The 23,041-nt window shown below is 66.1% G+C and carries 21 protein-coding genes; 14 read left to right on the forward strand and 7 right to left on the reverse strand.

Annotation, left to right across the window (positions count from 1 at the left end; all coding sequences use genetic code 11):
* Window positions 1–86 precede the first annotated feature (86 nt).
* The 10 genes from IEW24_RS02805 (at window position 87) to IEW24_RS02850 (ending at window position 11,667) form a co-directional block, all read left to right on the forward strand.
* Window positions 87–1,619 carry an ABC transporter substrate-binding protein gene (locus IEW24_RS02805; RefSeq protein ID WP_188575205.1) on the forward strand — a complete coding sequence of 511 codons (1,533 nt, stop codon included), beginning with the start codon at window positions 87–89 and terminating at the stop codon, window positions 1,617–1,619.
* Window positions 1,620–1,668: 49 nt separating this feature from the next.
* Complete coding sequence (locus tag IEW24_RS02810; protein WP_188575206.1) at window positions 1,669–2,616, forward strand: ABC transporter permease; 948 nt, start codon at window positions 1,669–1,671, stop codon at window positions 2,614–2,616.
* Window positions 2,613–3,434, forward strand: a complete 822-nt coding sequence (locus tag IEW24_RS02815) for an ABC transporter permease (protein ID WP_188575208.1) — start codon at window positions 2,613–2,615, stop codon at window positions 3,432–3,434. The genes IEW24_RS02810 and IEW24_RS02815 overlap by 4 nt, the downstream gene beginning before the upstream one ends.
* The gene (locus IEW24_RS02820) at window positions 3,434–5,092 is read left to right on the forward strand and encodes a dipeptide ABC transporter ATP-binding protein (protein WP_188575210.1); all 1,659 of its coding nucleotides are present in this window, start codon (window positions 3,434–3,436) and stop codon (window positions 5,090–5,092) included. Before IEW24_RS02815 ends, IEW24_RS02820 begins: the two co-directional genes overlap by 1 nt.
* Before the next feature lie 22 nt (window positions 5,093–5,114).
* Window positions 5,115–6,506: an amidase gene (locus IEW24_RS02825; RefSeq protein WP_188575212.1), complete on the forward strand. Its 1,392-nt coding sequence runs from the start codon at window positions 5,115–5,117 to the stop codon at window positions 6,504–6,506.
* A gap of 272 nt (window positions 6,507–6,778) precedes the next feature.
* Window positions 6,779–7,552 carry a glucose-1-phosphate cytidylyltransferase gene (gene rfbF / locus IEW24_RS02830; RefSeq protein WP_188575214.1) on the forward strand — a complete coding sequence of 258 codons (774 nt, stop codon included), beginning with the start codon at window positions 6,779–6,781 and terminating at the stop codon, window positions 7,550–7,552.
* Entirely contained in the window at window positions 7,543–8,604 is a 1,062-nt protein-coding gene (gene rfbG, locus IEW24_RS02835) for a CDP-glucose 4,6-dehydratase (RefSeq protein WP_188575217.1), read from the forward strand. Before rfbF ends, rfbG begins: the two co-directional genes overlap by 10 nt.
* Complete coding sequence (locus IEW24_RS02840) at window positions 8,601–9,833, forward strand: class I SAM-dependent methyltransferase (protein ID WP_188575219.1); 1,233 nt, start codon at window positions 8,601–8,603, stop codon at window positions 9,831–9,833. Before rfbG ends, IEW24_RS02840 begins: the two co-directional genes overlap by 4 nt.
* Window positions 9,830–10,360, forward strand: coding sequence for a dTDP-4-dehydrorhamnose 3,5-epimerase (rfbC, locus tag IEW24_RS02845; protein ID WP_188575220.1), 531 nt, complete (start codon window positions 9,830–9,832; stop codon window positions 10,358–10,360). Before IEW24_RS02840 ends, rfbC begins: the two co-directional genes overlap by 4 nt.
* Window positions 10,357–11,667 carry a glycosyltransferase family 2 protein gene (locus tag IEW24_RS02850; RefSeq protein WP_188575222.1) on the forward strand — a complete coding sequence of 437 codons (1,311 nt, stop codon included), beginning with the start codon at window positions 10,357–10,359 and terminating at the stop codon, window positions 11,665–11,667. The genes rfbC and IEW24_RS02850 overlap by 4 nt, the downstream gene beginning before the upstream one ends.
* Before the next feature lie 143 nt (window positions 11,668–11,810).
* Here IEW24_RS02850 and IEW24_RS02855 read toward each other — a convergent pair whose 3' ends face one another.
* From IEW24_RS02855 to IEW24_RS02880, 6 genes are read right to left on the reverse strand one after another with little or no spacing between them, the layout of a single operon-like run.
* Window positions 11,811–12,959, reverse strand: coding sequence for a class I SAM-dependent methyltransferase (locus tag IEW24_RS02855; RefSeq protein ID WP_188575224.1), 1,149 nt, complete (start codon window positions 12,957–12,959; stop codon window positions 11,811–11,813).
* Window positions 12,956–13,813: a phytanoyl-CoA dioxygenase family protein gene (locus IEW24_RS02860; protein WP_188575225.1), complete on the reverse strand. Its 858-nt coding sequence runs from the start codon at window positions 13,811–13,813 to the stop codon at window positions 12,956–12,958. Before IEW24_RS02860 ends, IEW24_RS02855 begins: the two co-directional genes overlap by 4 nt.
* Entirely contained in the window at window positions 13,806–14,534 is a 729-nt protein-coding gene (locus IEW24_RS02865) for a WbqC family protein (RefSeq protein WP_188575227.1), read from the reverse strand. Before IEW24_RS02865 ends, IEW24_RS02860 begins: the two co-directional genes overlap by 8 nt.
* Complete coding sequence (locus IEW24_RS02870) at window positions 14,531–15,085, reverse strand: GNAT family N-acetyltransferase (protein ID WP_188575229.1); 555 nt, start codon at window positions 15,083–15,085, stop codon at window positions 14,531–14,533. Before IEW24_RS02870 ends, IEW24_RS02865 begins: the two co-directional genes overlap by 4 nt.
* Window positions 15,070–15,819: a cephalosporin hydroxylase family protein gene (locus IEW24_RS02875; RefSeq protein WP_188575232.1), complete on the reverse strand. Its 750-nt coding sequence runs from the start codon at window positions 15,817–15,819 to the stop codon at window positions 15,070–15,072. Before IEW24_RS02875 ends, IEW24_RS02870 begins: the two co-directional genes overlap by 16 nt.
* A 5-nt stretch (window positions 15,820–15,824) precedes the next feature.
* Window positions 15,825–16,988 (reverse strand): DegT/DnrJ/EryC1/StrS family aminotransferase, encoded by a 1,164-nt coding sequence (locus tag IEW24_RS02880; RefSeq protein ID WP_188575233.1) that lies wholly within the window; start codon window positions 16,986–16,988, stop codon window positions 15,825–15,827.
* A gap of 527 nt (window positions 16,989–17,515) precedes the next feature.
* On the opposite strand from IEW24_RS02880, the gene IEW24_RS02885 reads away from it, so the two are divergent.
* From IEW24_RS02885 to IEW24_RS29060, 3 genes are all read left to right on the forward strand, one after another.
* Entirely contained in the window at window positions 17,516–18,745 is a 1,230-nt protein-coding gene (locus IEW24_RS02885) for a class I SAM-dependent methyltransferase (protein WP_188575236.1), read from the forward strand.
* On the forward strand, window positions 18,742–19,467 hold the full coding sequence (locus IEW24_RS02890) for an FkbM family methyltransferase (protein ID WP_188575238.1): 726 nt from the start codon (window positions 18,742–18,744) through the stop codon (window positions 19,465–19,467). Before IEW24_RS02885 ends, IEW24_RS02890 begins: the two co-directional genes overlap by 4 nt.
* Before the next feature lie 314 nt (window positions 19,468–19,781).
* A complete protein-coding gene (locus tag IEW24_RS29060; RefSeq protein WP_308468253.1) occupies window positions 19,782–20,951 on the forward strand; it encodes an NUDIX domain-containing protein in 1,170 nt (389 codons plus the stop codon).
* A gap of 29 nt (window positions 20,952–20,980) precedes the next feature.
* Here IEW24_RS29060 and IEW24_RS02900 read toward each other — a convergent pair whose 3' ends face one another.
* Window positions 20,981–22,078 carry an NAD(P)H-dependent flavin oxidoreductase gene (locus IEW24_RS02900; protein ID WP_188575240.1) on the reverse strand — a complete coding sequence of 366 codons (1,098 nt, stop codon included), beginning with the start codon at window positions 22,076–22,078 and terminating at the stop codon, window positions 20,981–20,983.
* Between the two features lie 98 nt (window positions 22,079–22,176).
* Between IEW24_RS02900 and IEW24_RS02905 the strand changes: the two genes are divergently transcribed.
* The gene (locus tag IEW24_RS02905) at window positions 22,177–23,007 is read left to right on the forward strand and encodes a LysR family transcriptional regulator (protein ID WP_188575242.1); all 831 of its coding nucleotides are present in this window, start codon (window positions 22,177–22,179) and stop codon (window positions 23,005–23,007) included.
* Window positions 23,008–23,041: the final 34 nt, after the last annotated feature.

Consider the following 23,041-nt stretch of genomic DNA (forward strand, 5'->3'; position numbering starts at 1 on the left):
TCTCGCAACGGGGCTGCATTGTGCCCGTTGTGCGTGGGCCGCCATTGGTCGGCTGCGTCCCCGCACCGCTCGGGCAGGGGATGTGCATGGCGATCAGTGCGATTGGAAAGTCCGGGGTTCTGCCATTCGGCCGGCGGCTCGCCGCCCGCCTGCTGCTCGCGGCCGGACTTGTGGCGGCGGCGTCCGGTGCCGAAGCCGCGAAGGACAGGCTGGTGGTGGGCATGCCGGTGGAACCCACCGGGCTCGACCCCACCATCGCCGCTCCCGTTTCCATCGGACAGGTCACCTGGCAGAACGTTTTCGAGGGCCTGACCCGTATTGATCGGGACGGCAAGGTCCAGCCACAGCTGGCGAAGAGCTGGACCATTTCATCCGACGGCCTTGTCTATCGGTTCGCCTTGCAGGACGGCGTCGCGTTCCATGACGGCACGCCGTTCGATGCAAGCGTGGCGAAGTTCGCGCTCGACCGCGCGCGGGGAGAGAAATCCACCAATCCACAAAAGCAGTTCGTCGAGGCCATCACGAGCGTCGAGGCGCCGGATGCCGGAACGCTCGTGGTGACGCTGAAGCGCCCCTCCAGCGATCTCCTTTATCGCCTCGGCATGCCGGCGGCCGTGATGGTCGCCTCCAGTTCCGCCGAGGCCAATCGGACCACGCCCATCGGCACCGGCCCTTTCCGTTTCAAAAGCTGGGCGAAGGGGGACAAGGTCGAGCTGGAGCGCAATCCGGCCTATTGGAACAAGGCGAAATCTCCCGCCCTCGTCAGCGCCACGTTCCGCTTCCTGCCTGATCCGCAGGCGCAGGCGGCGGCGCTCAAGGCCGGCGATGTGGATGCGTTTCCCGAGTTCAGCGCGCCGGAACTCTATGGCGCCTTCCAGAAGGACAAGAACTTCACCACGAAGGTCGGCAACACCGAGCTGAAGATGGTGGCGGGCATGAACAATGCCCAGAAGCCGTTTGACGATATTCGCGTGCGCCGGGCACTGATGATGGCGGTGGATCGCAAGGCGTTGGTGGAAGGGGCATGGTCCGGCTTCGGCACGCCCATCGGCAGCCACTACACGCCCAATGATCCCGGCTTTGTGGACCTGACCGGCGTGCTGCCCTACGACCCGGCCAAGGCGAAGGCACTTCTGGCGGAGGCGGGCTATGGCAAGGGCCTGACCTTCACCCTCAAGATGCCGCAGATGGCCTACCTCTCGCGTTCGGCGGAGGTGCTGCAGGCCATGTTCGCGGATGTGGGCGTGACCATGAATTTGGTGCCGACGGAATTTCCTGCGAAATGGGTGCAGGAGGTGTTCAAGGATAAGGCCTATGACATGAGCATCATGACCCATGCCGAGCCACTCGACCTCGATATCTATGCGCGGGACAATTATTACTTCAATTACAACAGCCCGAAGTTCCGGGACACCTACAATGCCGCCAACGCTGCCACCGATCCGGCCGAGCGCACACGGCTGATCGGCGAGGCCCAGCGTATTCTCGCGGAGGAAGTGCCGGCACTCTATCTGTTCGTGATGCCCAAGCTGGGTGTTTGGAGTGCGAAGCTGGAGGGCATGTGGGAGAACGAGCCCGTACCTTCCAACGACCTGACCGATGTGCGCTGGCGCGAATGACCATCTGCTCACCATGCGTTGCCGCGTGCCATAGCCGGCGTTCCGGCTGATGCTGTCGATCATTGCGCGGCGGTTCGCCGGCCTGCTGCTGACCCTCACCGTCATGTCTGCCGCAGTGTTCGTGGTCATGGAGGTGGTACCGGGCGATCCCGCCGCCATCCAGCTGGGCACCTCGGCCCGGCCGGATACGCTGGCCGCCTTGCGTGCGAGCATGGGGCTCGATCAGCCGGCGCTCGTGCGCTACCTCGCCTGGGTGGGGGGGATGCTGCACGGTGATTTCGGCACCTCCTTCACCTATGGCGTGCCGGTGGCCGGGCTGATCGCTGAGCGGCTGGCGGTCACGCTGCCGTTGGCGGTCATGGCCATTGTGCTGTCCACTCTCATCGCCATCCCGCTCGGCGTGCTGGCCGCCGCCCGCCATGGCAAGGCGGCCGACTATGGCGCGACCCTGTTCGCCCAGCTCTGCCTCGCCGTGCCGAATTTCTGGATCGGCCTTCTGCTCATCGTCGTCTTCGCTGTCGGGCTGGGCTGGTTTCCGGCAGGAGGTTTTCCCGGCTGGAGTGCCGGCATTGGGGCGAGCCTGAAGGCACTGCTGCTGCCGGCGCTCGCGCTTGCCTTGCCACAATCTGCGGTGCTGGCGCGAGTGATGCGGGCTGCGGTACTGGATGTGATGGGCGAGGAATTCGTCGCCACCGCCCGCGCCAAGGGGCTGACCCGCCGTGCGACCCTCTGGCGGCACGTGGTCCCCAATGCGTTGGTGCCGGTCGTTACCATTCTGGGACTTCAGTTCTCCTTCCTGATCGCCGGCGCAGTGCTGGTGGAGAATGTCTTCGTGCTGCCGGGTCTCGGCCGTCTCGCGTTCCAGGCACTGGCCCAGCGCGACCTGCTGGTGATCCGTGACGTGGTGATGTTCCTGGCGGCGCTGGTGGTGGTGGTGAATTTCCTCGTGGACATGGCCTATCTGGTGCTCGATCCTCGCCTGCGGGGACGGACATGAGCGCCGCCTTGCGCCGCCTGCCGCTGTTGCTCGGAGGTCTGCTCACCGCGACTATCCTCGGTATTTCTTTGCTCTCGCTGGTCTGGACGCCGGAGACGCCGACGCGCATGCGTTTCGCCCTCAAGCTCAGGCCGCCTTTGGCGCAGGGACTGCTCGGCACCGATCATTTTGGCCGTGACGTTGTTTCCATGCTGATGGCCGGTGCGTGGAACTCGCTCTCCATAGCCGGGCTGGCGGTGCTGCTCGGCGCGAGCGTCGGCACGCTGCTTGGTTTGACGGCGGCGGCGAGAGGAGGCCTGCTGGATAGCCTTCTCATGCGGCTGGCCGATATCCTCTTCGCCTTCCCCGCCGTGCTGTCGGCCATCATGCTGGGCGCGCTCATGGGACCGGGGGCGCTGACTGCGATCATTGCCATTGGCGTGTTCATGGTGCCGGTTTTCGCCCGCGTGACGCGCAGCGCCGCCGTGCAGGTGTGGGCGCGGGACTATGTGCTGGCGGCGCGCGCCGCCGGCAAGGGCGCATCGCGCATAACGCTGGAACATGTGCTGCCCAACGTTTCCGGCCAGATCATCGTGCAGGTGGCGTTGCAGTTCGGGCTTGCGGTCCTCACCGAGGCTGGCCTGAGCTTCCTCGGGCTCGGCGTTGCGCCGCCCGCGCCCACCTGGGGGCGCATGCTGGCGGATGCGCAGACCTATCTGTCGGCGGCGCCTCATTTGGCGCTCGTTCCGGGCATCGCCATCGGCCTGACGGTCCTCGGCTTCAACCTCTTGGGCGATGGGCTGCGGGATCTTCTGGACCCGCGACGGGGAGGGGGCTGATGCTCTCGGTCTCGGACCTCTCCATCGCTCTCGGGCCGCCCGGCATGCCGTCGCCGCAGGTGGTGCGCGACGTGTCCTTTCATCTTGCTGCCGGTCGTACGCTGGGCATCGTGGGCGAGAGCGGGGCGGGCAAGTCGGTGTTGCTGCGGGCGCTGATCGGCCTGTTGCCGGACGGCATGCGAGCGAGCGGCACGGTGGCGTTCGAGGGGCGCGATCTGCTGCGTCTGTCCGAGGCGGACATGTGCCGTGTGCGTGGCGCGCGCATTGGCATGATCTTTCAGGAGCCCATGAGCGCACTCAATCCTGCACGCCGCGTGGGCGAGCAGATTGCCGAGGGCATCCGCTGGCACCGCGGCGTCCCGGCCGCCGCGGCGCGGGCGGAGGCGTTGCGTCTGCTGGAGCGGGTACGCATCCCCGATGCCGGGCGCCGCATCGACGCCTTCCCGCACGAACTCTCCGGCGGCCAGCGCCAGCGCGTGGGCATCGCCATCGCGCTCGCCACAAGGCCGGCGCTGCTGCTGGCGGACGAGCCCACCACGGCACTGGATGTGACCGTGCAGGCTGAGATTCTCGACCTGTTCGATGAACTGGTGGCCGAACTCGGCGTGGCGCTGGTGATCGTCAGCCACGACTTCGGTGTCATTGCCCGCATCGCGGATGACACACTGGTCATGAAGGACGGGGCGCGCGTGGAGGCTGGCGGCACGGCAGACGTACTTCGCGCGCCGGGCCATCCTTATACGCAACGCCTGCTGGCCGCGATGCCACGCCGGGCGGCCGTGCCCCGGTCGTCCGGCGTGGCGCCGGCCGAAGAGGCTCCCCTTCTGCAACTGCGTGGCATCACGCGGGATTATCCTGTCGGCCCGACGCCGCTGTGGGGGCGGCGGGAAAAACTGCGTGCGCTGGATGGTGTCGATCTCGACGTGCCGGTGGGCAGCATCTTCGGCATCGTGGGGGAGAGCGGCTCGGGCAAGTCGACGCTCGCTCGCATTGCCATGGCACTGGAGCGACCGACGGCGGGCCGGGTACAGTTCGCGGGTGAGGATCTCTTTGCCTTGCCGGAGCGCGATCTACGCCTGCGGCGCCGGCAGTTCCAGATGGTGTTTCAGGATCCGTACGGTTCGCTCGATCCGCGTGTCCGCATTGGCCGCACCATCGCCGAGCCTCTGGATCTGCTGCCCGATGTGCCACACGGAGCGGAGCGGGAGAAACTGGTGGCGCAGACGCTGGAGAGCGTGGGCCTCAAGGCGGAGGATGCGAGGCGCTTTCCCCACCAGTTTTCCGGCGGGCAGAGGCAGCGCATCGCTATTGCGCGAGCGATCATTACCCGCCCCAGGCTGGTGATCGCCGATGAGGCCGTCTCCGCGCTGGACGTTTCCGTGCAGGCGCAGATTCTGGATCTGCTGCGCGAGCTGCGCGACAGCCACGGCATCACTATCGCCTTCATCACCCACAATCTGGCGGTGCTCCAGGCCATCGCCGACCATGTGGCGGTGATGAACCGGGGGCGCATCGTGGAGGCTGGACCGGCCCGCGCGATCTTCGATGCCCCGCGCGAGGCCTATACGCGGCGCCTGCTCGCGGCCCAGCCCGTGATTACGGCCGGTGGGCGCGGTAGCCGATCGATACCCCCTTCTCCGTCATTGCCCGCCGGATAACGGCTCCGAGGATCGTCCCGCCATGTCGTCCCTGCTCGATCTGTCCGCCGTCGATCTCATGGCCGCCTACGAGGCGAAGACGCTATCTCCCTCGGAATATTTCGCGGAGCTGTTGCCCTATGTGGAGGCAAGCGAGCCCCGGCTCGGCGCGCTCTATGCCTTCGATCCTGACCGGGTGCGGCTGGAAGCCGAGGCCGCCACCGAACGTCTGGCGAAGGGCAGGCCCAATGGCCCGCTCGACGGCGTGCCTGTCACGCTGAAGGAACTGATCGCCACCGAGGGCTTGCCGGTGCCGCTCGGTACGGCGGCGAGCCCCCTTGTCCCGGCCACAGCGGATGCGCCGCCTGCCGCCCGCATGCGCGAGGCGGGTGCCATCCTGCTCGCCAAGACCACAGTGCCCGATTACGGCATGCTGTCTTCGGGTCTCTCCAGTTTCCATACGCTGGCACGCAATCCGTGGAACCTCGCCTGCAATCCCGGTGGCTCCAGCGCGGGGGCTGCTGCGGCGGGCGCAGCGGGATATGGGCCCTTGCATGTGGGTACGGACATCGGCGGCTCGGTGCGCCTTCCTGCGGGGTGGTGCGGGCTGGTGGGGTTCAAGCCGAGCCTCGGCCGCATTCCCATCGATCCTTATTACGTTGGCCGTTGCGCGGGCCCCATGACCCGCACTGTGGCCGATGCGGCGCTGATGATGCGGTTTCTCGCCCTTCCCGACCCAAGGGATGCGACCAGCCTGCCACCGGAAGACATCGCCTGGAGCTCGTTTGCAGGAACATCGGTAAAGGGTCTGCGCCTCGGACTGATGCGGGACGCCGGCTGCGGCATGGCGGTGGAGGAGGAGGTGTGGGATGCGGTGCTGGCCGCTGCCCACCTCTTCGCGGGGGAGGGGGCAGAGATCATCGCGGTGCCGGGTGTGCTGACGCGCGCCATGCTGGATGGGCTCGATGATTTCTGGAGTGTCCGCTCGTGGGATGAAATTTCAGCCCTGCCGGGGGAACGGCGAGAGAAGGTGTTGCCCTACATTCGTGCCTGGGCGGAGCGCGGCAGCGCTGTGGATGGCGCGCGGGCGGTGCGCGGCTTCAACCAGACCTTCGCCATTCGGCAAGCCTGCGCGTCCCTTTTCACGGAGCTGGACTTCCTGTTCACCCCCACCAATCCCATCGCTGCCTTTCCGGCCGACTGGGCCTCCCCGCTGAATGATCCGGAGCGACCGTTCGAGCACATCGCCTTCACCGTGCCGTGGAACATGTCCGAGCAGCCGGCCCTCTCCATCAATTGCGGCTTCACGAAAGGTGGCATGCCCATCGGCCTGCAGATCGTCGGGCGGCGTTTCGCGGACCTTGATGTGCTGCGTCTCGCCCGCTTTTATGAAGAGCGGAGGGGACCGATCACCCACTGGCCGAAGATGGCGTGATGGGTTGTGGAGGCCTTCGCCCACATGGTTTCCGGTGCTCCAGTGTGGAGCCGAGGCGCACGCGGCGAAACCCTCCAAGCCGGCGCGAGGTGGCTCAAGCCCTTGAAACCTCAGGTGCGATCGCCTCAGCCTCGCACAAGCCATGGTGGCTTTAAGTGCCACAGTCATTCGATGCGACGGCTGGCGGATGGTTCTTGCAGCCTGATACCGGTTTTTCAGGGTATCTTGGCGCGGCACATCCGAACATTCATCGCTCACGCAAGAGGTGATGCATGAAGGTGGTGATCCTGGCGGGTGGTCGCGGTTCGCGGCTCACTGAAGAAACCACCATTCGTCCGAAGCCGCTGGTGGAAATCGGCGATAAGCCGATCATCTGGCACATCATGAGCATCTTTGCGCATCATGGCTTCAACGAATTCATCGTCTGCGCCGGTTACAAAGGCTACCAGATCAAAGAATACTTCGCGAACCTGGTGCTTCACCATTCCGACGTGACGGTCGACCTTGGCCGTAACCTTGTTCATTACCACCAGTCGGACAAGCCCAACTGGCGCGTCAGCGTCATCGATACGGGCCTCGACACCATGACCGGCGGCCGCCTGAAGCGCATCCGGCCCTACCTGACTCCCGGCGAACCCTTCCTGATGACCTATGGCGACGGCGTCGCCGATGTGGACGTGGCGCAGGAAGTGGCCTTCCACAAGGAACATGGCCTTAAGGCCACCATGTGCGCCGTGGCGCCTCCCGGTCGTTTCGGCAGCGCCAATATCGAGGGCAACCGCGTGGCCTCCTTCGTGGAGAAGCCCACCGCCGGTACCCAGCGCATCAATGGCGGCTTCTTCGTACTGGAGCATTCCGTGCTCGACCTCATCGAGGGCGACGAAACCGTGTGGGAAGCCGAGCCGCTGGAGACGCTGGTGATGCAGGGCCAACTGGCGGCCTATCCGCACGATGGTTTCTGGCGACCCATGGACACGCTGCGCGAGCGCATCCAGCTCGATGAACTCTGGAACTCCGGTCGCGCCCCCTGGAAGGTGTGGGCGTGAGCGGTTTCTGGGCAGGACGCCGCGTCCTTGTAACCGGGCATACCGGGTTCAAGGGGGCGTGGCTCTGCCTGTGGCTGGAGCGTCTCGGGGCGCAAGTGAGCGCACTGGCGCTGGCCCCCGATACGCAGCCGGCTCTTTATGAGGTGCTCGGGCCGTGGGCCGGGCAGTCCCATGCTATCGTGGACATCCGCGATCGCGCCGCGCTGGCGGGCGCGGTGGAGGAGGTCCAGCCGCAGATTGTGCTGCATCTGGCCGCGCAGGCGCTGGTGCGCCGCTCCTATGCCGATCCGGTGGAGACGTTCGCCACCAACATCATGGGCACGGTGAACCTGCTGGAAGCCGTGCGCGGCGTACCGGGGGTGGAAGCCGTGGTGGTGGCGACTACCGATAAGGTCTATGCCAACGACAATGCCGGCCGTCCCTTCAGCGAGGACGACACGCTCGGCGGCAAGGATCCCTACAGCAATTCGAAGGCCTGCGCGGAACTCGTCACGCAGAGCTATCGCGACAGCTTCTTCCGCGACCATGGCGCAAAGATCGCCACCGCCCGCGCCGGCAATGTGATCGGCGGCGGCGACTGGTCCCTGGACCGGCTGGTGCCGGACTTCGTGCGGGCGCTGGGCAAGGGCGAGCCGGTGCGGCTGCGCTATCCGGACAGCGTGCGCCCGTGGCAACACGTGCTTGAACCGCTCTCGGGCTATCTGACGCTGGCGCAGGCTCTGGTAGAGCGGCCCGACGCCGCGCCGAAGGCGGTGAACTTCGGCCCTGATCCGGAGAGCTTTGCCTCCGTGGCGCAGGTGGCGGATGGGCTGGGCGTGGCTTTCGGCATGGAGACGGCATGGCTGCCTTCGGGCGGCGTGCATCCGCCGGAGGCGAGCGCTCTTCTGCTGTCGTCCGCCCGCGCCGCCGAAACGCTTGGCTGGACGCCTCGCCTTGCCATGGACACCACCATTTCCTGGACCGCCGACTGGTACCGCGCGCATCGCGCCGGTGCCGACATGCGGGCCTTCTCTCTGGCGCAGATCGCCGCTTACGAGGAACTTCTGCCGTGAAGGCCGGACACTGCCGCTTCTGCAACGCGCCGCTCAGCCTGTCTTTCGTGGATCTGGGCTCGACGCCGCTGGCCAATTCCTACGTGCCGCCGGAGCGCGCGAACGCGCCCGAGCCGAGCTTCCCGCTGCGCGCCTTCGTGTGCGGAGACTGCCGGCTGGTGCAGGCGGATGCCTTCGTGCCGCCGGAGGAGATCTTCGGCCATTACGCTTATTTCTCCTCCTTCAGCGACAGCTGGGTGGCCCATGCCAAGCGTTTTGCTCACATGGCCATGGAGCGCTTCGGCATCGGTCCGAAATCGCTGGTGGTGGAGGTGGCGAGCAATGATGGCTATCTGCTGCGCCATTTCGTCGAGGCGGGCGTGCCCGTGCTTGGCATCGAGCCGGCCGCCAATGTGGCGGAAGCGGCCCGCGCCATCGGCGTGCGCACGGAAGCGCGTTTCTTCGGCGCGGAGACAGGCGCCGACATAACGACCCGCGAGGGCGGCGCGGACCTCGTGGTGGCCAACAACGTGCTGGCCCACGTGCCGGACATCAATGATTTCGTGGAAGGCTTCGCCCGCGTGCTGAAGCCGGAGGGCGTCGTCTCAATCGAGTTTCCGCATCTGCTGCGGCTCATCGAGCAGGTGCAGTTCGACACCGTCTATCACGAGCATTTCTACTACCTCTCTTTGCTGGCGGTAGAGAAGGTGATGGCCGCCCACGGCCTGCGTGTGTTCGACGTGGAGGAATGGCCCACCCATGGCGGCAGCTTGCGTGTGTTCGCCTGCCTGAAGGCGGCCGCCCACAAGGAGCAGCCCGGCGTCGCCAAGGTGCGGGCCGACGAGGCGGAGGCGGGGCTCGACGCGGATGCCATCTATGCGGATTTCCAGCGCCGCGTGACGCCCATCCGCGATGGCCTGCTGGCCTTCCTTCGCAACGCCAAGGCCGAGGGCAAGTCGGTGGCCGCTTATGGCGCTGCGGCCAAGGGCAATACGCTGCTGAATTTCTGCGGCGTCGGCACCGATCTCATCGACTATGTGGTGGACCGTAATCCCCACAAGCAGGGCCACTTGCTGCCGGGCAGCCACCTGCCGGTGCATGCCCCCGAGAAGCTCGGCGAGACCAAGCCGGATTACGTGCTGATCCTGCCCTGGAACATCAAGGACGAGGTGGTGGCCTCCAACGCCGCGGTGCGCGGGTGGGGCGGGCAGTTCGTGATCGCCGTGCCGGAACTGACGGTGTTGCAATGAAGATCAGCCCGACGCGGATCGCCGGCGTGATGGAGGTGGAGATCAGCCCGGTGGCTGACGAGCGCGGCCTGTTCGCGCGCACCTTCTGCGCCGAGACCTTCGCGGGCCATGGCATGGCGGATCGCTTTCCGCATCAGAACACGTCCTTCAATCCCCGCCGCGGCACGCTGCGCGGCCTGCATCTGCAAGCCGAGCCCAGCCCCGAGGCCAAGCTGGTGCGCGCAACGCGCGGGCGCGTGTTCGACGTGGCGGTGGACCTGCGGCCCGGATCCGCCACCTATCGCGCCTGGACGGCCTTCGAACTCGACGCCGACCGGCGCAATGCCATCTACATTCCGGCGGGCTGTGCCCACGGCTTCCTGACCCTCGATGACGACAGCGAGGTCTTCTACCTCATGTCGGAAACCTATGTGCCTGCGTTGGCCCGCACCTATCGCTGGAATGATCCGGCGTTCAGCGTGGCCTGGCCTTTCGAGCCGGTCATCATTTCGGCGCGCGACGCCGCTGCAGAGGATTTTTCGTCATGAACGCCCCCCTCGAGCCCGTAGTGCTGGACGCCGATGCTGCGGCCGTCAGCCCCGTGGCGCCCGCTGAGATCGTGCTCAGCATTTGCATCCCGACCTACAATCGCGCGCACTTCCTGGAGCATCTGTTCCCGCACCTGCGCGAAGCCTGCGCCACCTTCGACTTCACCTGGGAGATCGTGGTGTCCGACAACTGCTCGCCGGACAATACGGCGGAAGTGGTGGAGCGCTTCCGCGCCGAGGGCATGCCGATCCATTACTACCGGCAGAACGAGAACAAACCAGCCTCCAACATCCTCTCCGTCTATCATCGGGCGCGCGGCAAGTACGTGGTCTATGTGGCGGATGACGATCTGATCATCCCCGAAGCGCTGGCCGACAATGTCCGCTTCATGATGGCCAATCCGGAACTGCGCGCCTGCTACACGCCGTGGGAAGTCTGGGACGACCTCAACAAGGTGTCCGGCGGCATGTTCTATCAGCAGTCCGAGAAGGAAATGATCTTCGCTCCGGGACAGGAGCTGGATCTGTTCGGTGCGCTGGTAAAGGATCACATCTTCCCTGAAATCGTGATCTATCGCGCGGATGCCGCCCGCAGCATCGTGACGGCCCCTCGCTTCTGCTACTGGGCCTTCTCCTATCTGACCGGCGTGATCGCCGACGGGCCTGTGGCGTTGCGCGACGTGCCATTCTATCGCTCGGTCACATTGACCCCCATCGTGAGCAATCGCGGTCAGGCCGGTATCGACGGCGCCATGAGCGACTGGGACAGCTATCGCGGCGGTCTCGAATACATGATCTTCGGCTTCCTGCGCCGGAATAAGCTCGTGCCGGGCGCGGACTTCCGCACCATGGTGCGGGATCTGGCCGATCATTTCGTGTCCATCCGCCTCAAGGTGGCGCTGCGCCTCTGGCTTGCCCGCAAGGATTACAGCCGGGCTTACGAGATCGTCGTTCGCTTGCAGCACCTCGATCCGTCGGCTTTCGCCGATCTGCAGATCCCTGAAAATCTGGCGTTGCTGGTGATGGCGCAGACAGTGGCGCGCCTCGCCAACGGCGTTGCGGAAGTGGAGCGCGTCGTCGTGGCCGGCGTCGAGGACGGACAGGCATTGGGTGGCCTGTTCCGCGATGCCGGGCTGGAGCGACGCATCCTCGTGGTGCCGCCGCCGAAGGCGCCGACCGAGAAGAACCTGCGCACCTCGCTCGTCTTCATCGCCGACGAAAGTCTGCGCCAGCAATTTGTGGAGCAGGGTTACGAGCCCAACCTCATCATGAGCGAGCGCGAGTTCGGGGCGAGCGTCCTGCTCTGACGAGGACCGACGGGAAAGATCGGGGGCGGGTGGCGGACACGCTGCCCGCCCTTTTTGTTCCTGGCTGGTGCAGCAAGCCGTGCATAGAAAAAGGCCGGTGCCACATTGGCACCGGCCTTTCCGTTTCGGATATCCATACAGCCTCAGGCGTCGAGCCAGACCAGATCCAGCCCTTCGCGCTGGAGCACCGGCACCTGCGCAACGATGGCACGGGCCTTGTTCGGGTTGAGGCCGATGAAAGCCACCTCCACCGCGTCCGGCATGTCGGCCGGCTTCACGACGGGGCGGTCGAACATGAGCGAGCCCGCGAGGTTCGGATTCTGGTCGAGGAAGGCGGCGACGGAGACCCGCTCGCCCAGCCGGCTGGCGATCCACGCGCCGTAGAAACCGGCACCGTAGACCGCGGCCCGCCGTCCGGTGTGATGGTGGGCGGCGGCATCCATCCGCTGTACCGCGCCGGTCCAGAAGTGGCAGGCTTCCGTTGCGCGCGCGGCGGTTTCCTTGACATCGTCGGCGGCGACCGTCGCATCGCTGGTCTTGCGCGCGGTGGCGAAGAAGGCGCCGGGGAAGGAGGCCGCATCGCAAGTCTCCAGCACGAGGCCCGCTTCCGCGAAGGCGCGCGCAAGAGAAGGTGCGGTGAAGTGATTGAGATGATCAGCCACGATCATGTCGCCGGGATTGGCGATAGCGTCGGGTACCGAGATCAGCACACGACCGCCGGTCTTCAACAGGCCATGGATCGTCTTCAGGAACGGCACCGGATCGGCCACGTGCTCCAGCACGAAGTGGCTCATCACCGCATCGAACGCCCCGGCCCAGTCGGCCGGCACGTCATAGGTGGCCTGTGCGGCCGCCGGCACCCATCCGTCCCAGGCGGCGACATAGTCGGCGGAGACGTCGAACACGGCAGGCTTCAGGTCCGGGCGCTTTGCCATCATATGGCGCAGCGTGGTGGCCTTGGCCGCGCCATAGTCGAGCAGACGCGCGCCTTCCGGCAGGTCCAGCAGACGGAGCGCGATGCCAGCCTGATGCTGGGTGCGGTAGATGGGCGTGCCGTCGGCCGCGACAGCGAACAACTGGTCGTGGTCGTCCGAGGCCAGCGAGATGCGATAGCCGGTATCGTAGAAGGCCTTGATATCAGGCAGATCAGGGCTCTGCACATGGCTGCAGCCCTCGCAGACGAAAACTTCGGTGGGCACGGGCATCAGCGTCATGATCGAGGTCATGGCCGGCGCCTGTGCCGCATAGGCCGGCGCGCCAAGCGGCGCGCCGCAGACACGGCAGGCGATCATGCCGCCTCTCCGCGCTTGGCCACCAGCTCCGGCAGGATGTCGGCGAACTTGGTGCCGGCGGCGAACGAGCCACGCCAGCCGATGCGGGTGCCCACCTCGTCGGCGAAGTTGAAGTAGCGGAACTGGATGGTCCAGCGCGGGGTCTTCGACTTGTTGTGGCCGCCCTGATGCAGGGTCAGGAAGTCCATGAGCACCAGATCGCCGGGGGTGGTGAGCGGGGCCACGATCTTGTACTTGGCGAGACGCTCCTGCTCGCGGTCGAGGTGGAGCGCATAGGCTCCCGAGGCGCCGACGCCCTTGTCGTCCTCATAGACCGGCACCACGCCCTCCGCATGGGAGCCCTCGGCGATCTCCACCGGGCCCATGTCCGCGGTCAGCGGCAGCAGCGGGGTCCAGAAGACGATGCCGTCGAGGCTGCGCAGCTGGGAGGGGAATTCCTGATGCCAGTGGGCGCGGAACTTCTCCTCGCCCGGATTGTCGATACGCATGCCATAGCCGCCGGCGGCGATGCCGGGCACGCTGTTCTCGCGCAGGGCGCGGAACACGTCGTCGTTGCGCAGGCAGGTCACGAGACGCATGAAGGCCGGGATCTGCTTCACGGCATCATAGACCTCGCCGCCCCAGGCACGGTTCTTGGCGATGAGCGCGGGGTAGGCGAGGGTCATGGCCTCGTGCGGCGTGCCGGTGGGCGCGGCCACGTCATACTTGCGGCAGATCTGCTCCATGATGACGCGGATGCCCTCATGGATGGGAGCGACCTCCGTCTTGGGATCATAGAACTGGTGCAGAACGGTGTAGCCCTGCTGCGCGAACTGGGCGCGCTGCTCGGCGGGGACGATGGACGTGTCAGTCATGGGTTTCCCTCCGCTGTTCCAGAAACGGTCGCCACGGAATGGTGGCGGGCTTCAGATAGGTGCGGGCCTCCGGCCCGGTGTGTGCGATGAGATCGAGGATGGTGACATAGGGGGTGAAGGCACCCTTGCCCTGTGACCATGGTGTAAGGCTGTACGCCATGTACTCCACGCCCACCCCCGCAGCCTCGAAGGCGACATGATCGAGATAACGGGCGGCGCCATGCCCGGTGAGATAGCGCGTGCCATCCTGACTGCGCACGAGGTCGAGCACGCGCTGCCACGAGACACCTGCCACATCCATATGCGTGGTGCGGGCAATCCTGCGGTCAGAGCCGATGCCCAGATAACGCGCCGGCTCCTCGATGCTGGCAATCAGCAGCTCGCACAGTCCCTCATGGGCATAGACCGCATCGAACACGCCGAGGGCGTCGTCGCGATGGGGGGCGTCGGCGAGCGACTGGGCGAGCAGCGCGCGATGCGCCGCCTTCCAGTCGCCGTCGGTGGACTGCAGTTCGGCGATGGGCTGGAAGCTGCCCTTGCCGGCGAGCGGGATGGTCATCCAGCGCCGATCGTCGCCATACTTCACCTGAATGCGGTTGGTGAAGCTGCCTTTCGAGAACTGGGCGTCGTCCAGATAGAGATAGGCATCCGCCAGCATCAGCTGTTCGAAGAACCCCGGCCAGGGGAACAGCATGGGCTGGGTGATGACAACCGTGGTCATGATCCGTCGCCATTGAGGTGCCGCTGTAGCAGCACCACGTCATAGGTCGCGTCCACGTCGCGGAAATGCTGGTCGATGAGGCCCACGGGCCGGAAGCCGACCGCATAATTCATCTTCAGCGCCGCTTCATTGTCGGCCCGGATCTCGGACAGCATCTTGGTCAGGCCAAGCTCCCGGCCCGCATAGTCCACCAGCAGCCAAAGCGAGGCCCGGCCGAAGCCCCGGCCGCGTGCGGAGCGAGCCAGCGCGATGCCGCCATATCCCACGCGATTGCGGCGATGGACCTGGCTCACCTGCGCGTAGCCCACGGCCGCATCGGTGGCCGCATCGGCGATGACCCGGAAGCCGCCTCCGGCCTCCGCGCAGCGGCGCTCGATCCAGCCGCGCACGGCGGCATCGTCCGTAGCCTCCGGCACGGTGAGCAGCAGGGATTGCATCTCCCGGTCACGGCGCATCTCGGCGAGGGTGGCGAAGTCTTCGCCGCGCACCTCGCGTAGGATCACGCGCCCGTCGTGCCCGGTCTTGTCCGCGATGATCACGCCTTGATGCATCGCGTGTACCCACCGGGGGAGCTGGACATGACCAGCTTGCCATTGATCACCGGATCGACTTCGAAACGGTCCGTCTCGCCGAGATAGGTCTTCAGCGCCGTCAGCGGTTCGTCGCCGGGATGCCAGATCTTGGAGCGCTTGGTGGGGGTCTGGGAGGCATCGATGCGGCCGAGCAGCGTGTCGGCCACCACCAGATACTGGCCTTGCGTCACCAGCGGACCATAGTGGCGCAGTTCGTCCAGCACATGGTCGCGGCTATGGTCGCTGTCGAGCACCACCATCACGGAGGCGCCCGCCGGAATGCTCGCACGCACCTTGGCCATGGTCTCGGCCGAGGTGGAGGGGCCCTCGATCAGCTCGATGCGAGATGCCATGGGGTGCTTCTCGATGGAGTCACGGTTGTGCGCGCGGATGTCGATGTCCACGCCCACCACCTTGCCCTTGCCGATGAGCTGCAGCATGGCGGCCATGAAGATCATGGAGCCGCCACGGGCCACGCCGGTCTCGATGATGACGTCCGGCTTGGTGGCCCAGATCACTTCCTGCGTCGCCATCACGTCGGCGGGCATCTGGATGATCGGCACGCCCATGAAGCTCCAGAGGTAGGAGTAATCATAGGTATCCAGCTCGTAGAGCGCGGACGTGACCTTCTTGAAGGTCGCCTCGTCCTGCCCGAGCGCCAGGCACATGTCGCGCTTGTGCGCCTCGAACTCGATCCGATCGTCTTTGATCATCTGGGTCATTCCGCCGCCACACGATGCGTCCGGCCGCCCGCGAGCACTTCGCGGAAGGCGGCACAGACGAGGTCGACCTTGTCTTCGGTCATGTTGTAGCCCGACGGCAGGTTGATGCCGACGCGCGCGATGAACTGCCCGCAATCGTGCGCCGTCACGAAGCGCTTGGCTTCGGGAAGAGTATCGAAGGCGGGAAGGGTGGAGAGGGGCGAGAAGAAGGGCCGGGTGTCGATGTTCCGGCTGTTCATCTCGGCCATGAGCGAGAACTTATCGAAGCCATAGGCTTCGCAGGGGATGGCCGTGACCATCCAGTAGGAATTCTCAACGCCCTCGGGCTGGACGTTCAGGGTGAGGCCGTCCACGTCCGACAGGCGCTCGTGATACCAGGAGAAGATCGCGCGCTTGTGGGCGATGAGGGCGTCGATGCGCTCCATCTGCGCGATGCCGAGCGCGGCCGTCACCGCATTCATGCGATACTTGAAGGCGATCTCGTGGTTCTGGAAAAAGCGGTCGCCCGGGTTGCGGCCGTGATCGCGCAGGAACAGCACACGCTCATTGAGTTCCGGGTCATCGGTAACGAACATGCCACCTTCGCCGGTGGCTACCGTCTTCGAGCCGTGGAAGGAGAAGGCCGCCGCCCGACCGAAGGCGCCGGCACGGCGCCCGTTCAGGGACGAGCCGAGGGCTTCGGCGGCATCTTCCACAAGGTGCAGGCCGTGACGATCGGCGATGGCCTGCAGCGCCGGCCAGTCGCACATGGAACCGTAGAGATCGACGCCGAGGATCGCCTTGGTGCGTGGGCCGATGGCCGCTTCCACGGCGGCAGGGTCGATGCACCAGGTATCGGGCAGGATGTCGACCAGGATCGGGGTCGCGCCGAGATGGACAATGGGAGCAACGGACGCGATCCAGGTCACGTCCGGAACGATCACCTCATCGCCGGGGCCGATGCCGAGCGCGGCGAAGATCAGATGAAGGGCGGACGTGGCATGGGGCACGCTCACCGCGTGGCCGACACCCACATAGTCGGCCATCATCTTCTCGAAGCGCGCATTGTAAGCGTAATGGTTAGAATACCACGCGGTCCGCGCCGCTTCAGCCGCCAATTCGGCTTCCCGCTCGGTGATCGAAGGGCCGGCAACAGGAATGCGCTCGGTCGAAATGATCATGTCCGCCTCGCTTTGGCGCATCTAGCCTGCCCTTGTTAGGAGGACAGGCTTGCTTGAAGCCGACTTGACATTGGTTATCGCACTGCAAACCAAGGGACGACTGGTTGCGCCCGCGCATGAAGCCGGTCGATGCTGCGGGACACGCCCTGCGCGGCCTCCTTGAGCATGGTCGGCAGAGGGCGCGGATGGCTCATTCTGCCACCTAAGCGGCCGGGTGGCAGCCTCATAAATCCAGTCCACCGAAGGGGCCGTACTTGAGTAGGTCGGCCGTTGCATCTTCTTCGGTCGGCACGAAAGGTCCCGGGGAGAGCCCCATAGCAAGCGCGGCCGCAATGATGCCGGATGGTCCATTTATCCGATCGTAACGTTGGTTGTTGGCCGCAAGGCCGGCGAAAGCCATGACATGCAAGGTAAAAAGCTATGACGATGCCGAGCCGAATGCGGCCGGTTGCTGGGGCAGGATACGCTATGCGAGGCCATCCGGCGGCAGGACCGCACCATTTCCCATTGCCGGGGAGGACCGGCTGATGGGGCGGCTTGCCATGGCCCGCCGCTTGCGGCTCGTTTCCAACTCCCTTGTTGCCCGACACTTTGATCAGTTGCCTTCGGTGGCGGCGGCACAGGAACTGCTGCGCGTGGCCAATGCCCGCGCGCCTGCCGGTGTGCCCGCACTGCCGGGCGAGCGTGCGCTCTGGCTCTACGGCGCTGGCGAAAGCGGCAAGCGCGCCCGCAAGCAGCTCGATGCGGTGGGACAGGCCATCGCGGGCGTGATCGACGCCAATGCCGCTTCCTATGCCAGTGATCCCGATTGGGCGGGCATTCCCGTCTGCATCCCCGATGGCGTGCCGGAGACGGTGCGGGCCGCGGCGCTGATCGCGGTGGCGACGGGGGACAGCCCCTACGTGCCGCTGGAGAGCGAACTCATCGCGGCCGGCTGGGTCAATTGCGTGCCCTTCGATGACGTGGCCGAAGCTTTCCGCGACCGGAACCCCGATAGCGATGGCTGGTTCGCGGCCGCCCTGACGGCCGAGGAACTGGCGCTCGCCGACGAGGTTCTGGCCGGTTTCGCCGATGCGGATTCCAGTGCTCACTATCTGCGCTTCGCCGCCTGGCGGCTGGCGCGGCAGGAATGGGATTTCGCCGCCGCGCCCGTGACGCTGCAGGACCGTTTCTTCATCCCCGAGATCGCCGCCGTGCTGCGCAAGGATGAGCGCTTCCTTGATGCAGGCGCGCACCATGGCACGGTGACGGCCCGCCTGCTGGCGGAGACGGCGGACACCGTCTCCATGATCTGGGCCGTGGAGCCGGATGCCGCCAATCGCGCCGTTCTGCAGGCTTATGTGGACGGGCTGGGGCTGGATCTGCGTGCGCGCATCCGGGTTCTTGACGCCGTGATCGGTGCGCGGGCGGAAGCGGCCCATTTCCATGATGGGCTGGGGGAGGCCTCGCAGGTTGCGGTGACGGGGCAGCGGATGCGCGCCTCCATTCCGCTTGACGGGCTCGCCATCGACCCGACCTTCATGAAGCTGCATCTTGAGGGCGGGGAACTGGCTGCCCTGCAAGGCGCGCGGGAGACACTGCGCCGCCGCCGCCCGATGATCGCGCTGACCGTCTATCACGACGCCGCCGGCCTCATCGAGACGCCGCACTGGCTGATGCGAAACCTGCCCGATTACGCCGTGCTCATGCGCACCCACAGCTGGTGTGGCACTGGCGCTGTGCTTTACGCCATCCCCAAGGAACGGACCGCCCAATGACCGTTTTCGCCCAGGCCAGCCGCTTCATCATGGATCTCGGTATGAACCGGGGCGATAACACCGCTTACTATCTGGCCCGTGGCTATGAAGCGGTCGCAGTGGAGGCCAATCCCGAGCTGGCGGCTGGCGCACGGACGAGGTTCGCCAAGGAGATCGCCGCGCATCGCTTCACTCTGGTCGAGGCGGCGGTCTGGGAAAAATCCGGCACCGTGACCTTCCATGTGAACGACGCCAATGATCACTGGAGCAGCGTGGAGGTGGGGCTGGCGACGCGGGCGAACTCGCCGACCCACGCGCTGGAAGTGGCGGGCCTCACCCTGGGCGACCTGTTCGAGAAATACGGCACGCCGCTTTATCTCAAGGTGGGCGTGGAGGGCGTGGACCTCACTGTGCTGAAGCAGTTACAGAGCCAGGTCATCAAGCCGCTCTATGTGAGCGTCGAGGATTGTCCTTTCGGCCTCGCCTGCATCGAGGCCCTCGCAGATGCGGGCTATGACGGCTTCAAGATCGTCGATCTCTCGCATGTGACGGACATGCACGATCCGCACCTCGATCATCATTTCCCAGCCGGATCAACCGGCCCCGTCAGCGACAGTCTGCCGGGGCGCTGGATGGGGCAGGCAGCTTTTGAGCAGCTGTATACCTCCACGGTGCGTGACCGCACCGGCCGGTTCCTGGCCCCCGCCGGGCGGGAATTCCACCTGCACGCCACCAAGCTCTGACAGCACCGATGTGGCACGCGCGGGAACTGCGCGCGCGCATCTTGCATTGATCTGCCGTCATCAAGATGAGGCTCGCTGGCGTCGGCGGTCGATGCCGTTCGGCCGCCGCACTTTCCTCGCACTGTGGCCCCTTAACAGCACTGCGGCACGGTATTGGGTGTTGCATGCCCGCCGTTTGGACTGATAGCGGGAATATACCTTCCAGAATAATGTGCGAATCAAGAAAGACGGCCATGAGTTCGGTGCCCAAGTCCCGCGCCATGCGCAGGATTCAGTATGCGGCTCTTCCCTATCGCCAGCGGCAGGATGGGGAGGTGCAGATTCGCCTCATCACCTCTCGCGAGACACGCCGCTGGGTGATCCCGAAGGGCTGGCCGATGAAGGGGCTGAGCCCGGCGAAGGCCGCCGCGCGCGAGGCCTATGAAGAGGCCGGACTGCTCGGCAGCATCGCGACCGAGCCGGTCGGCATGTATTCGTACGAGAAGCGCCTGACGCTGCAGACCGTACCGTGCGACGTCATGGTGTTTGCGCTCAAAGTGAAGCGCTACATGAAGAAGTGGCCGGAGCGTGCGGAGCGTTTCGGTTTCTGGTTCTCAATCGAGAGCGCCGCGGCAGCGGTGCAGGAAGAGGAACTGAGCCAGCTCATTCTCGCCTTTGGTGCCATGATGGCTGAGCGCTTCGCCCAGAAGCGCTCGCGTGCGCCCCTCGCCGTCGAGACCATGGATGCGGAAGACGAACTGCCGGTGGTCCGCAGCAAGCGGGGCGTGAAGATTCCGCCGAAAGGGCATTCAAAGAAGGCGGAGAAGCAGGCGAAGGCTGTAACTGCCAAGCGCGCCGGCGTGTCGGCATCCGGGGTGGATGTGACCCGCGCCGAGACGCCGGCCCCTGTCAAATCGGTGGGTGGCAAGTCTGCGGGCGGCAAGTCTGCGGGTGGCAAGTCTGCGAAGGCGAGGTCCGCAAAAGTCATCGTGGAGACGCGCCCCGAGCCGAAGCGCAAGGCGGCGAAAATGGATATCGCGCCTGCCGTCCGTCCGGGAAAGAGTGGGAAGGCCGGCACTGCTGCCGCATTGAAGGCCGGCAGTAAGGCAGATCAACTCAAGCCGAAGCGTGGCAAGGCCGGGATGGCGGCGGCGGATCAGGGGACGGTTGCGGAAGGGACCACGGAAAAGGCCATGGTCCCGGCCAAGGCCAAATCTCCGGCCAGGACGAAGCCGGAGGTCCGGATCAAGCCTGAGGCGAAAGCGAAAGCCAAGGCCAGACCCAAGGCAGAAACCAAGCTTCAGCCGCAGACGAAGGCCGAGTCGGCTCCGAAGGCGAAGTCATCCGCCAAGGCCAAGTCGCCCACCAAAGCCAAGGCCAAGGATGCGGCCAAGGGCAAGGCAAAGGGCCAACGGGCCATGCCCATGGGGGCTGCGGGTGATTGGCAGGTGGAGGAACTTGTCCATCTCCCGCCGGGCCTGCGCATCTCGCCCACGCGGCATTGATCGTCCGCGGATTAACGCGAGACCGCGCTTCATCGTCCCAGACGCTTCAGAGCGTCCGTTGCCAGAGCCCGCGTCAGATCGGCGGCGGGCAGGCGTTGGGCGAGGCGGACAGCTTGCCCGCACCACAGATTGGTGAAGTCGTCGTGTCCCTCCGCCTCGGCCTTGGCCTTCAGCGGGGCGAGGGCGGTTCCGGCTTGCGGGAAGGCGGGCGCATCGGCGGACAGGGGGCCGATGTCTGCCATCAGACGGTTCATGATCCCGCGCGCCGGCCGGCCGGTGAACAGATTGGTGAGCGCCGTATCCGCATCACCCGCGCCCTCCAGCGCGGCCCGATGGAGGGCTGAAATCTTCGTTTCCGGGCTCAGCAGATAAGCGGTGCCCACCTGCACCGCGGCCGCCCCGAGGGCGAAGGCGGCGGCGATACCCCGGCCATCGGCAATGCCGCCCGCGGCGATCACCGGCACGGACACCGCGTCGGCGATTTGCGGCACGAGAGCGAAGGTGCCGACCTGCCGGCTCATGGCGCCGATGACATCTGCATCGAGAAACGTCGCGCGGTGTCCGCCGGCTTCCACGCCCATGGCGATGATGGCATCGACGCCGCGCGTCTCCAGCCAGCGTGCCTCCGCAACTGTCGTGGCGGAGGAGATGACCTTGGCGCCTGTGGCCTTCACGCGCGCCAGCAGAGGCTCTGAAGGCAGGCCGAAATGGAAGCTCACCACTTCCGGCCGGACCTCCTCAACCACGGCACAGAAGGCGTCATCGAAGGGGGCTCGCCCGGCACCGGGGGGAATGGCCTGCGGGTCGAGGCCAAGCCCGGCGTAATAGGCGGCAAGGCGCGCGCGCCATGCCGCCTCGCGATCCGGATCCGGCGTGGGCACCGCATGGCAGAAGAAATTGAGGTTCAGCGGCTTGCGGGGAAGGGCAGTGCGCACGCGGGCAACATCGGCGCGAAGCTGGTCGGGCGTGGACTGGGCGGCGGGCAGGGCCGCCAGTCCACCCGCCTGCCCAACGGCGATGGCGAGCTCCGGCGTGCCGGATCCGGCCATGGGGGCGAGGAGGATCGGCACGTCGATGCCGAACAGATCGAGGAGGCGGCGATCGGGCCAGGATGCGGTGTCGGGCATGGCGAAAACCTCGGGGCGCGGGCCTCGCCCGCTTCCGTTCCATTATGCACGAGGCATCCATCACTAGAAGTGAAAGAAAATGATGATACCATTCTCTCATGATGATGGAATTGCGCGACTTCCAATTTCTTGAGGCCGTAGCCGACACCGGCAGCGTCACCCGCGCGGCAGATCGACTGGGCTGCGTGCAATCCAATGTCACCACACGGCTGAAGAAGCTGGAGGGCCGGCTCGGCCAGAAGCTGGTGGAGCGGATCGACGGGCGCATGGTGCCCACCGCCGCGGGGCAGCTGGCGCTCGATTATGGCGGGCGCATCCAGCGGCTTGCGGCCGAGGCGGAAGGCCAGTTGCGGGCGGCAGGCGAGGCATGGCCGCCGGTACGGCTCGGTGTGATGGAGACCACGGCGGCGGTGCGCCTGCCGCCGCTCCTCAAGCGCGTGCGGATGGACATGCCGGGCTTGCGCCTCGGTCTCCACACGGGGACGAGCGGCGACCTGATGGCGGACCTCCGGCGCGGCACGCTGGACCTCGCCTTCGTGGCGGAAGACGCAGCGGACCCGCGCTTCGAGGCGGCGCCGCTCTGGGACGAGCATCTCGTGGAGGTGCGCGGCACGGGCGAGGACGTGGACGCGGCGCTGGTGGTCTTCCGCGAGGGGTGCAGCTATCGCGAGCGGGGGCGGGAGGCGCTGGGGGACCGGCCGCTGATGGAACTGGGCACGTTGGACGGCATCATCGGCTGTGTTGCGGCTGGGCTGGGCGTAACCCTGCTGCCGGAGGCGGCGGTGGAGCGCTGGGTGCGGTTGGGAGAGATCACCACACACGCCCTGCCGCCGGAGCAGGCCCATGTGCGCACTCTGGCGCAATGGCGGCGGGGCTCCCCGGCGGAGAGGTCCATAGAGGCTCTTGTCGCGGCAGTGCGCGAGGGCTGAGCCGCTCCAGAGCATGTCCGGCTTTGATTGCTTC

The sequence above is a fragment of the Azorhizobium oxalatiphilum genome (assembly GCF_014635325.1).
GTDB lineage: Bacteria > Pseudomonadota > Alphaproteobacteria > Rhizobiales > Xanthobacteraceae > Azorhizobium > Azorhizobium oxalatiphilum.